Raw genomic sequence first — 12,060 nt, 5'->3', positions numbered from 1 at the left:
TCCTCTTTTCGAATTTTAGCTTATCGTTCGCCCGTTACCGTCCACTTTTTAATCTCATTACCACCACTATCTTGAGCATTTCGGAGTGCCTTGAAGGTAATAGCAGGAAGTTTTATACCTTCTGAGCTAGCAATATTTTGAGCTGTGTCTTTACTAATATTTGATAGATATAAGTCATAATTATCGGCCTCTTTATTACTTAGTTTGTTATAAATGGATTTTACATCTTCACCCCATGTACCATGACCAGCATACGGCCCACAATCTACTCTCTTCGAATTCATTCTTACAATCGGAGTTATCCAATTGCAGTATTGATATATATCACCTTTACCTTTAATCCCCTCCAAGTTGTTGTTTTTAACTACAACTTGTCTAAATTCCTCACCATAGTAAATGTATCCCAACATTTTACCAAATATTAAATTATGTGCCTTCACCAAATCCTTTGCATAATTAGTCTCGACACCATGCTGACCATCGGCTGCTCGATTTGTACTACTCGTATTAAAGCTTCCCGTCCCTTCCTGAATAATAATAGCTAACAAAAGACGTGGATCAATCTGAATATGATACGTTTCTTGTATGCTTTTTGTAGCTTCCCACAAACTGTGCAGCTTTTCCTGATTCCATTTTTGTTTAATAAATTTTTTTGAACGCTTTTTGAAATATTTCTCAGCTTCAGAACTACCGTTATACTGGAATTCAGCAGGTATCCATTTTCCAGCCGGAGTCTTTACGTTCGTTTTTGTAGGTTCATCTTTCGATTCGGTGGTAACGGGTACTTCTGGTGGTGCTTTAGTACTCGTATCAATCAGACCTAGCTTCTCGCGTATAGCTCGTCCCGCCTTCTCGGCAGCCAGCTTTTCCCTGATATCTCCACTTGCCTCCGCAGTCATCCAACCAACGGTTTCTTTTTGCATTTGCTCTTGAGCCCACTTGGGGAATGTGGCCATTTCGCGTAATTTGCTTCGAAGTCCTTCTGCCAGTTTTTGCGCTTTACGCATACCTACCTCGTCACCATTGACTTGAGCAATATACCAATCTTCTTTGTATTTACGCATCCAGGTCTGGGCCCAGTCTGGGTAATTTAGTTTTTGTTTTTTCTGTTCTGCTGCAAGATCAAATGCCTGTGCTTTCCTGTGTGCATTAGCAGTTGTTAAAGCCCTCAACATAGGGGTTGCACCAAACGTTGGCTCTTTCCATTTCATATGTCTTCTCCTTTTTAACGAATACTAAAAGAATCGTATCTCTGACATACAGGTATCGTTATATTTGCTTCCTCGCTCTACGGCCTCAATCGTTATTTTCACGAAAGAGGTATGAATGGGGTTATCAAGAAATTCGTTGCTTATAAAATCATTATCTATCATCATGGTCTGCCCGTTTGAAAACTCTAGTTTCATTCGTTTAACTCTATTATTTGCTTGGAAAGCTTTGGATGACTTAGCTAAACCATTAATAAGCTCAAACCCCTTCAGTTCTTGCATAGAGCCGAAATCAATTTTGATCCACTCCCCGATCCCGTCTCCTTTAACTCCTTCACACCAGGCTGTACTCGCATCTCCGTCCATGATGTTTTGGTCAGCATAGGAATTTCCTGCTTGGTCTGGAAGTGTAGAAGAGGCAATGATTTTCCGTGCCGGGATACTTTTTCGATATTTCATTAAATCCGTTGTTGTTTGTATCCATTGTGTAGGGGACACGTTATAGCCTATCCTGTGAAATAGATTGGAGTATTTTATAGGCAAACCTGTTTGGATGTTTCGTTGTTGCATTTCACCCTTCGAATTCACATAAGCAACCCTGTGGTTATCTAAAGTTAAAACAGGGTTCTCAGAGAATTCTGCCAACATCCTCTTCTTTCCGTCATCTAAATTCAACATGTACCACTTTTCGTCATCATAGGAACGGTAAACTATCTTATTATTATAAAGCCACTGATAAACCTGCATTGCCTTGGTCACTGTGATTCGTTGAACCTCTTTATTCGCCATCAGATCAAAAATATATAGAGTACCATTATCTTCAATACATAATTTTGAACTATTAGGAGAAAACACACTATATCCAATAGATTCTTCCGAACCAGTATAGTTGGAAATAGATAGTTTTTGAGTGACTCGTCCCTGAATATTGTATTGAAAAAAATCTCCATTATTGGTGTACACACATTTACTTAAATCCGGTGATATTACGACGTATTCCCTATCAGGTATATTAAATTTATACAACTTTTTATATGTGGATAAGTCATAAATAAAAATGGCACTGTAATCTATCATATGTGTATATCTGCTCAGTGCTATAGTCTTGCCGTCACTAGAAAATCGCATTATTTCCAGCTCACTTCTAGGGAAATCCTCTTTCTCACTTGCGTACAACCGATCAATAATATCAGTTGTATCAATAAACGTATTGCCTGTAGGATCATCCATATCAACGAGATAGTCCACAGGCATGTTTTCATTTTCCGCTTCAAAGAGCAACCAATTTACAGCCCTTTTTGTTGGAGGAGGTTTCTTGGACTGAGAGACAGAAGCATAAGTTTCATTCCGCTCCTGTCCTACTTTTTGCCCCTCATTCGATTGTATACACCCGCATAGCATGGAAAAGATCATGACCAATAACGTAATTTTACTTATCCATACTGCAGTTTTTTTCCGTTTTCTACTGTTCATCACAATAACTTCAGCTCACCTATACATGTATTTGGGAAGTCCGCGCCTTTTTTCACTTCCAGGATGGTAATCTTAACGAAAGAAGTCCGTATAGGTTCATCAAATTTGAAACGTGCCCCACTGCCCTCAAACACTTCAGATTGCCCATTCGAAAAATCAAGTTTCATTTTTTTGATTTTACTTACGTCTAAATACTTATTATTAACCCACATGAAGTTATCGGTTATATCTATACCTCTCATCTCTTGAGTTGAACCCAAATCTATAGTTACCGTTTCCCCTACTCCGCCCCCCTTGGTTCCTTCACACCAAGAGGTTGAATAATTTCCATCCGTTAAATTGTCCACATTAAAAGAACGAATACCCTGATCAGGTAGCGTAGAAGAGGCAGTAATTCTTTTCACTTTAACCTTGTTGCTATACTTCATATAATTGGTTTTTGCTTCGATCCACTGTATTGGAGCCGTGCGTATTCCTTGGTTTTTAGTAAAAGAGGATATATCCTCCTTTCTTCCATCGCTCAGATGAACCAGATACATTTTTGATGCTTCGTATTCTGCGGACAGCGCCAATTTTTGATCAGGGGATAGTATAAATGGTGCCGTACTTTTAGTTATCCACCTTTTTTCTCCGCTCTCTATATCAAATGAATAGACATCTTTTGTGTAATTGTCGTCCTCTTCAGAAATTGTATAAATTAATTTATCTTCTTGATCCCATTGCAAAAGCGAAACCATAGACCCTGTAAGTAAACGTTTTACTCCACTAATACCGGACAGATTCAGCATAATGATGCCTGGTTGGTCATTTTCCTCAAAACAGAATCTAGTGCCATCTGGAGAAAATAATCCTGAACTAATGATACCTAAATCTATTTTACGTTTCCCAATGTCTATTTTTGTCGTTTTCCTCTTTACTGCATCATATAAATACACTTGCCCATTCAACTCATAAAGATATTTACTTAAATCAGGAGAGACTACAGGGTAAGACGTTGAAGGCAGTTCAAACTCGGACTCTTTTTTTCCTGAGTTCAGATCATATACCTCAAGAATGTGTTTTTCGCCCCCTTCTTCCACATCAGAGATTGTCCTTACGATCGCCATTCGACTTCCATCATTTGATACTCTACTGACAGTTACTTGGGAGCCGCGATATTTTATTCGCTCTTCTTTAGTTTGCATCGCATCTACCAAGTCATCGATTCGTATATAGGTCTTCCCTGTAGGATCATCTAAATTGGTCAAAAATTGAGTCGGATATGGGTCTTCTTCTCCATTTAAAAGCCACCGTGCTTCTTTTTCAGTAACATTTCTATTATCTTGTGTGACCCTGTGTGATGATATTTCTTGGGGGTGAGGAGACGAGAAAGCTTCCTCTCCTTTAAACCCACTACATGCCGATATAATGGCTACAAAAGTAACAATCAATATGATTTTTATAAAATTCACTTTCTTACCACTCCCTATTCCGTTCTCAATAAAGCCTACCTTGCTAAACGGGGCAGCACTATTTTCTCCTGAGAATACCTTGGAATCAAATATTATTATGATGTTTTAAGCTACTACTTATTTTCTTATTTTCTTATTTGTTAATTATTGAGCCATCATCTTGTATAATACGTCTAATTGCGATAACGTTTGAATATATAAGACCATAACCTTTTCCCCAATTTGTGTTTAATTTATCTATTGTTACATTATGAGATGGCTTGAGGTCCTTTTTCATTTCAGCAAGAGTTTGTGCATTACCATGCTCGTGAATGAACTTTCCATCTCCCACATATATTCCTACATGATCTACTTTGAATTTGGTTTTCCCCCCACTCCCCCAATCAAATAAGATTAAATCACCTAACTTCAAATTTTTATAATCCCCACTGGATCGTAAAGCTTTGTAGTCAACCTCTGTTCCCCGATGGATTTGATCGCTTGTAGTACCGCCTATACGCACATTTAATATGGTAAAGTACACCGAGGAACTAAAATCAGAACAGTCCATATAAATAGGTGGATTGTTGGGGTCCAGCTTCATCGTTGTAATTTTAGTATCCATACAGTAAGGAATCTTGCCTAAAAACTTCTTAGCGAATTCTACAATTGCTTTCCTTTTTTCCTCGGCAGAACTGTTGGATGGAGTAGGCTTTGGTTCCTCCTGCGTTGGCTTTTCAGGAGTAGTCGGCGGCTTCTTGCCCGGTTCCGTTTTCGTTGTTGTCGTTGCTGGAACTGTTGGCGTTGCAGCCTTATTAACCTTAGGCCATGGAAGAATGCCATTGGCTACTTGATGCAGGTACACTGCGAGCACATCACGACCATATCCCTTATTTTCCAGGCCGTATTTTTTCGCAAAATCATGCAAAGCGGCGTTGAGCTCCTTATCCCAATCGCCTGTAGTTGGTAGCTTGTACGAGAAGCTGTCTGGATACTTCTTGGCAAGCTTGTTCAAATTATCTCTGGCAAGCAGGCTGTTCACGCCATACTTACTACGCAGGGCAGCCGCTTCCTTAGCAATAGCCCTTTGATCGGCGATGGTCAGCTTATGGGCCGCATCTGCGTATTGTCCGGACAGCTCCTCCAGCCGATTCGCATCCAGATAGGATTTGGCTGAATGACCACGAATCAGCTCGTTGATTAGCACGTTGTCACGCAGTTGGTTCGCGAGAAGATGCATCTGCTTTTGCTTGGCTTTGTCGTTGGCTCCATGCGCTTCCCACCACTGGGACGTGTATTCATGCATTTGCGCTCTGGCCCAGGCAGGCATACGATCTATTTCTGCCACCTGCTGACGCAATTGCTTGGCCTTGGCCGCTGCTTCCTTGGCCCCCTTTTTGTCCCCGGCTGCCACGGCTTTGTAGTAGTCCGTTTTAAATTGAAGCAGCAAATTCTGCACCCATTGCGGATACCCTTTTCCCTTCAATTCTTGAATCAGGGATTTATAAGCTTTCAGTTCGGCATCAGGTACCTGATTTTTCATGAACTTACTAGCCTTGATATGAAGTGCTCCATCGGTTCGGATATAGCTAGTTTTGCACGTCAGAGATATTTCGCGAGTAGCGGTCATCTGTACCTTTTTGCCATGCAGCACTAGGTCTGTATCGGCGTGAAAGGTGAGATCGTGATGGCTGTACACATGAATACCAGATGCAGGGTTTAAGCGTACCAGTATCTTATCTTTCTGGGTGGAGAGGGCTAATTCCTTATCATCGAATCTCGCCACTTTTTGTGTTTTGGTATGAAATAGCTTTCTTGACGGTTGACTGATTTCATCTCCTTTGTAGTCTCTCTTACGCAGGGATTGAACTACACGAGCCTCCTTTTCTTTGTTAGATGGAAAATACAAATGGACATGATCCCCCAGCTCAGGCATGCAATGCCAACCGATCCCATCTCCGGTATACATAGTGGGGTAAGAAAACCAGCACCCTTCAACTTTGGACTGCATGGAATCCACGGACAGATGAAGTTTAACGGATTCGTTTTCACTATTTAAATCAATAACTTTCCCTTCAATAGAGGTACCTTTAATAAACTGATTATGTATGACCTCCCTCGGAATACCCTCTTCAGGAACGAGAACATAGTCATATGTCATAATACCTTGCTTCATCTCTGCATGAATTTGATCAATAACCCAATGCTTTCGTCGAAACACGACGACATCTCCAAGTTCAAAACGCTTCGTATCCTCCACTTCAGCATATGTATACCGGGGGCCTGACTTTGTTTTTTGGAGGGAAAAGTTAATGCTGCGCAGTTCACCTTTCACCTGTTCTTTTGAGGCACCTAACCATAGTCTCGGGAACACGGACGTAATCTCGGCAATCAGTCCAGTTTGTAGATGAGAAGCCATTCTTTTCAGAAACTCCCAGTCACTCTCCCCATACTGAATAGTAAAGCCATCTAACTTTTGATTGCTGTCCGTCAGGTCAATAAAATCCCCATGTGGATAGGCATCTATGAGTTCGCGGAATAGTTGATAATATGTCAATTTGCCGTTTTGAAACGAACGGTTTTTCCTTTGTTGATCCATCAGATATGTAAAAGAGGCAGCCTCGATGTACATGTGATATACGCCATTTTTGAATGCAATTCTAATATTGGTGACGATTCCTTTAAAGATGCTAACTGTCCCTCGGTCTTCATCCATCTCATATACCTCTAGCACATCCTCATCATGTGCTAAACCGTCATACTTCGCATGGTCCTCATCCGGTATGAGAGCAGTAATGTACACCTTGCCGTGCTCATTTATCTTCTGTGTCAATTCAAAATCAAGCAGCCTGATAATCTCATACGGTGCATTTACTTTAATATTTCCATAAGTCAGCACAGTTCCTGCCAGTCCCATCTTACTCCCCCCGGTTGCTTTTCATGTGATGCAAATCCTACAATCTGTTAACTATTCCTGCCCGTCTGTGGTGAACGAGATTTTTCCACACCACATGCATAAGTTCGTGGAGCAGCTCATCAGAGCCGGAGATTGATCTACGTATACATCCTTTTTTCCATTCAACCAAGGCATAGAAACGCTCGGTTTGCAGGACTGCGGAATGATTTTCCCGGAATTCCCTTTGTTAGCAGAAGAGACTGCAGGATTATGCATACTACGACACATTCCGAAAGAAGGGATATGCGTCTGCGGGTGAAAATCCTGAATATTCCCTTGTAGTTTGTCACCAATACTAATTCCCCTGTTAGCTGAAACACTAAATCTTCCTGTATGACTTCCATAGCTGCAATGTATCTGTGCCCCATCCACTACATAGCTCTCACTCATTCTTAGACTCTCCTTTGTATAGATGGCCCCTCTGTATCGACCTTTTGTAATTTCAAGCCTGCCAGATTGAACTTCAAAATACATTCAGCCACATCGAGGTCTACAATGATATGATGATTGGCACCCTGAACCCTGAATATTTTATGATTCTCGACTGCATATTCATCTAAAATGATTTTCTTCAGTGTACCGTCCCTATGATATTCACTGCGTGGTGATAAACACATCAGGCTAGGCGGATTTGCCAGCCAATACCTTGTTTGCTGCATTCGCTGCATATCGGCAAAAACAACTAACTTCCAGCTTAATCCGGCTTGATATATATCAAAGATTTCCTTTAGTTGTTCCGAAACGATGGGTAACGGATGCTCTATAAAATCAATATAGTCCGCATCACCTGATACATAAAATTGTAAAATAGATTCTTCATCGGCACATGATGAGCTTTCTGCCCATTCCAATAACTGCCGGCGATTCGTCCCTACTGGATACATATACTCCGTAATACGATTATCCTGTTGAATCATGTAGTACTCCATAAGCTCTTGAATACACCACCTCACTGATTCCTTTATACTCCCCTATTCTTACTTCCAAATCGTCCTCACATTTCAAGGCCTTGAATTCAGGTAAATGTACAACCTGCTGAATAGCATCTTTCGCTAATTTCAGAATATATTGATGAAATTCCCCTGCAGCCTGGAGTACAAATCGCTCCACATCAGGCTGAAAAATCTTGTTCATATAAGGTTTTCGAAGCTGATTCAATTCATCCTCCAATTCTGCTAAAAAGCTGAATGCCCAGCCTGCATCATAGATTCCATAACAAGGTTGAGGATCAAAGAACCAATTTTTATCATAGGCTTCGACGACATAGTTATAGTTGCGATCCACCAGATACGTGCGCCTCATAGAATAAGTAATGTATCCGATCCTTGTCTTGGCCACTTCTGAAGAATGGGCTTGCAGGCAGATCGATTGAAAGGATTGAATAAAAGAAGAGATGAGCTCATCTTTTCTTTGTTCATACAAAGACGCTGCCTGATGTAATTTCTGGTTCAATACATCTTCTGCATAGGTCTTAAGGAAGTGTTCTAGGGCTTCTTGTCTATTCATAATTCCACCTCTGAACCTATTATATAGAATATTTACATGATATTACTGGTTCTATCCTCCTATTTTATTACACAATTTTCATATCATGAGATTACATATGAATTTATGAAAATAGAATGAAAATAATCATATATTTTCGTGAATGTGTAATAATACAAACAAAAACCTTCCCAGAAAGGCTAGCATTAGACCTAAAAAATGAAGGTTTGCGCAAGCGAATAGGTAAATGGAAGTAGAAAGATCGGTTTATAATGAAATAATCATGTATAATTAACAATACGCTCCAAAAGCACATTCAGAGGATCGAGAATGGGATACACAAACTGCTAAAGTTTTTGGATAACCACCACTTTGCATCAGGATTGGAGATACATGACTACTTCACCTACAGGTTTTTATAATAGTATTCAAGAGGCTACCGCGCACGTCATTGATGTGTTGAGTGATATTTTACATGTAAACACCATTTTTATTACCGCTAATGATGGGATTACGAATGTAATCGTTGATTCATTTAACCGGGAAGAGATACTCGTTAAGAAAGGGGATGTGCTCCCTTTTGAGCTTAGCTATTGCAGTCTGGTGTTGGATCATCCTGCGGATCACCTCACGATTTCAGAAACGACTATTCACCCGCACACATGCGACTTAGATGTGACTAAAACTATCGGAAACCACTCATTTACAGGAATCCCTATTCGCATGAAAAATGGTCAGGCTTACGGAACCATTTGTATCTTGGACGCACCATCTGTACATTTGACAGAATCCGAACTGAAGGCCCTACAGGCTATGGCTGTATTTCTGGGTTATGTGGTGGAACTGGAGAAAGAAAAGATAGATGCTGAGATCTCTGCCCTGAGCAAGCTGGATTTGATCTCTTCCCTGAGTAATAAAATTCGGTTTTCGCTAACCGAAATATGGGGAGCCACCGACCTCATGCTGACGACAGAGTTAACAGAGGAACAACAGCAATATATGAGCATCATGGAGTCGAGCAGTCGCTCGCTTATGACGTTGTTGAGTAATATTTTGGATTACAGCAATATAGAGTCCAGGCAGATCGATGATATTGAAGATCCGTTTGATCTGAGAACGATGATGGAAAATGTATTGAGTCTGTATACAGAGGTAGCCGCACAGCGGAATCTAGAGTTGAAGCTTGACTGGAATCTCACCAGCTCGCCTATTTTTATCGGGGATGAGGCTAAAATTCGCCGTATGTTGATTAATTTGGTAGATAATGCAGTGAAGTTTACAAACACAGGAACCGTCACTTTATCTGCAAACACCCGATCTGTGACCGATGCACCTGAGGTTGAACTGGAATTAAAGGTGAAGGATACTGGAATCGGTATATCTCCGAATAAATTGAAATTGTGGCTTGAACATGACCGTGGGTACTCCCCCTCATATGGTAATCCAGGCTTGGGTTGGCAGATTACCAAACATCTATTAAAACGAATGAAGGGTAAGATGACAGGGAGGAGTGAACCTGGTAGCGGGACGGAGATAACGCTCCAATTCACCCTGAAAACATACCAGGAGTCAGCCTAAAACTGAAATTAGCTAGTGATGATATGGTATATCATGTAATAGAAGCCCGTGACGCATAACGTTCACGGGCTTTATGTTATGGGTACGTCTCACTAGGCAGTATTATCGCCCTATGCCGCACGTCTGTACATTTCCAGACTTAGTAACGTTTGGGAGCAGCCAGCTTGGCCAAATCCGCCATATACGTAAAGAAGGCTTCCGGGTCTGTATCATACACCAGATTCACAGGACGTCCATCCGCCTGTTCCACCGTTCTGCCCTGACTTGGCCCTTCTGCGATCACGCTGCAATGCACCGTCTTTTTCTTGACAATGTCCGGGCGTCCTACGGATGCAGTGGTCAGTACATCCCACAAGTAGTAGGTTGAGTTCGTTTCGCTATAGACGAGCGGCGGACATCCCGCGTAGCAGTTGCCTAGGAAATCCACGCCCTCATATCGGCGCTCGGCAGCCCAACGATTGCGTACTGCTGGAGTTAATGGTACTTTGCTTGTGCTTTCCAGCGCTACCAGATCAATCGTGATGCCGCTTTGCCACACCCGATATGCCGCTTCTGGGTCCCAGAATACATTCCACTCTGCTGTGCCGTCATGCTCCGGCTCTTCCACATTCCCTTTTTCAAAGGTGCCGCCCATCCATACCAGCTTTTCAATCTTTGCTTCAATATCCGGTGCTTCATCCAGCGCTCGCGCCAGATCGGTTAGCGGTCCAGTGAATAGCAACAGCGTCTTACCTTCAGCTCCGCGTACCTTTTCGATCAGATGCTGATGAGCTGGCAGGGATGAAAGCGGTGCTTCCATACGCCCCGATTCATTCAGTACGGGTAATGCATCCACATAGAAGGAATGTAAACGCCAAGCGGCAGGAAACGGATTTTTACCGCGTGAATTAGACTTTGCGACTTCCACAGGCCCTTTATTTTGTCCAAAACGATCAATAATTTTACGGCTGGCATCCGTCGCAGGCTCCAGATAACCATCTGCTGGAATCACCGATACTCCGGTCAAATGAACCTGCTCCATCTGAAGCAGCATAAAAAGGGATACTAGATCATCCACTCCACCATCATGATTAAAATAAACGTTTGTCTGACTCATCTGTCTCTTCCTTCCTTTATCCCCGTAAGCAGGCTTGTTCTTATCGGCAACCACCCTTCATTATGCCTGATCGCTTCACAGGAGTAAATGTGCGATAGTGCGTGAATCAGGGATTTTTTGCTTGCGCCATGCTTAAGATAGGTAGAAATGTGTGTAATAACAGGGTAGAATCATGGGTCCTAATCGGAAGCGTATGAAGGAGAGATGCATATGACAGCCCAAACAATAGAAGAGTTGGAGCAGATCCGTAAAGAGTGTAAATCCATGGTGACAAAAAGAGCTGCGGCTTCGGGTGGAGCGGTATTAGTTCCAGTTCCAGGGGCTGACGTTCTTGCTGATGTTGGCATTTTGATGCAGCTACTGCCAGCCATTAATGGAAAGTTCGGATTATCTGAGAAGCAGCTGGAAGGTCTGGACGCAGAAACCAAATCCATGGTGTATGGTTTTATCACTTCGATTGGCAGCAAGCTGATTGGGCGACTCATCACCCGTGAAGTTATCGTGCAGATTTTGCAAAAGATGGGCATTCGGATCGCTACCAAGCAGGTTAGCAAGTTTGTTCCCCTTCTGGGGCAAGGGCTAGCCGCGGCAATTGGCTTTACTGCTATGCGAACCATTGGCAATCGGCATGTCGATCAATGTTATGAAGTAGCCAAACGCTTGCTGGAACAGCGAACTGCCGTAGATATCGCGCGCAACTGGACGGTTCCACAGCAGCCTCTAGAGCCTGTGGGAATTGATCATTTGCCAAACCAGAACCCGGAAGCAGCAATTCCACTACTGCCGGCATCCACTAAAGATTAAGTCCTTCAATTTCGAATCAACCGTCCATTT

Annotated in this window: 10 protein-coding genes; 2 read left to right on the top strand and 8 right to left on the bottom strand. The window is 42.1% G+C overall.

Going from position 1 to position 12,060, the window contains the following annotated elements; translation table 11 throughout:
• Nucleotides 1–20 precede the first annotated feature (20 nt).
• The 7 genes from ACEN8J_RS24025 to ACEN8J_RS23995 all read right to left on the bottom strand — a co-directional run bounded on the left by ACEN8J_RS24025 (nt 21) and on the right by ACEN8J_RS23995 (nt 8,573).
• A complete protein-coding gene (locus ACEN8J_RS24025; protein WP_495594059.1) occupies nt 21–1,211 on the bottom strand; it encodes a hypothetical protein in 1,191 nt (396 codons plus the stop codon).
• A gap of 24 nt (nt 1,212–1,235) precedes the next feature.
• Nucleotides 1,236–2,681, bottom strand: coding sequence for an NADase-type glycan-binding domain-containing protein (locus tag ACEN8J_RS24020; protein ID WP_495594057.1), 1,446 nt, complete (start codon nt 2,679–2,681; stop codon nt 1,236–1,238).
• A complete protein-coding gene (locus tag ACEN8J_RS24015) occupies nt 2,681–4,132 on the bottom strand; it encodes an NADase-type glycan-binding domain-containing protein (RefSeq protein ID WP_069010974.1) in 1,452 nt (483 codons plus the stop codon). Before ACEN8J_RS24015 ends, ACEN8J_RS24020 begins: the two co-directional genes overlap by 1 nt.
• Before the next feature lie 133 nt (nt 4,133–4,265).
• Nucleotides 4,266–7,028 (bottom strand): NlpC/P60 family protein, encoded by a 2,763-nt coding sequence (locus ACEN8J_RS24010; RefSeq protein WP_340886729.1) that lies wholly within the window; start codon nt 7,026–7,028, stop codon nt 4,266–4,268.
• A gap of 51 nt (nt 7,029–7,079) precedes the next feature.
• Nucleotides 7,080–7,457: a DUF4280 domain-containing protein gene (locus ACEN8J_RS24005; protein ID WP_029518643.1), complete on the bottom strand. Its 378-nt coding sequence runs from the start codon at nt 7,455–7,457 to the stop codon at nt 7,080–7,082.
• 2 nt (nt 7,458–7,459) lie between these two features.
• Nucleotides 7,460–7,984 (bottom strand): hypothetical protein, encoded by a 525-nt coding sequence (locus ACEN8J_RS24000; protein ID WP_165145931.1) that lies wholly within the window; start codon nt 7,982–7,984, stop codon nt 7,460–7,462.
• Nucleotides 7,968–8,573 carry a hypothetical protein gene (locus ACEN8J_RS23995; protein ID WP_029518645.1) on the bottom strand — a complete coding sequence of 202 codons (606 nt, stop codon included), beginning with the start codon at nt 8,571–8,573 and terminating at the stop codon, nt 7,968–7,970. Before ACEN8J_RS23995 ends, ACEN8J_RS24000 begins: the two co-directional genes overlap by 17 nt.
• 372 nt (nt 8,574–8,945) lie before the next feature.
• Here ACEN8J_RS23995 and ACEN8J_RS23990 point away from each other — a divergent pair, with 372 nt between their 5' ends.
• The gene (locus ACEN8J_RS23990; protein WP_029518646.1) at nt 8,946–10,130 is read left to right on the top strand and encodes a GAF domain-containing sensor histidine kinase; all 1,185 of its coding nucleotides are present in this window, start codon (nt 8,946–8,948) and stop codon (nt 10,128–10,130) included.
• Between the two features lie 139 nt (nt 10,131–10,269).
• On the opposite strand, the gene ACEN8J_RS23985 is transcribed toward ACEN8J_RS23990, so the two are convergent.
• Nucleotides 10,270–11,226 carry a nucleoside hydrolase gene (locus ACEN8J_RS23985; RefSeq protein ID WP_013312477.1) on the bottom strand — a complete coding sequence of 319 codons (957 nt, stop codon included), beginning with the start codon at nt 11,224–11,226 and terminating at the stop codon, nt 10,270–10,272.
• 210 nt (nt 11,227–11,436) lie between these two features.
• On the opposite strand from ACEN8J_RS23985, the gene ACEN8J_RS23980 reads away from it, so the two are divergent.
• Entirely contained in the window at nt 11,437–12,030 is a 594-nt protein-coding gene (locus ACEN8J_RS23980; RefSeq protein WP_165145925.1) for a hypothetical protein, read from the top strand.
• Nucleotides 12,031–12,060: the final 30 nt, after the last annotated feature.

The organism is Paenibacillus sp. Paensp38 (assembly GCF_059491915.1).
Note: the sequence above shows the minus strand (reverse complement) of the source record. Positions and strands in the feature narration are given on the sequence as shown.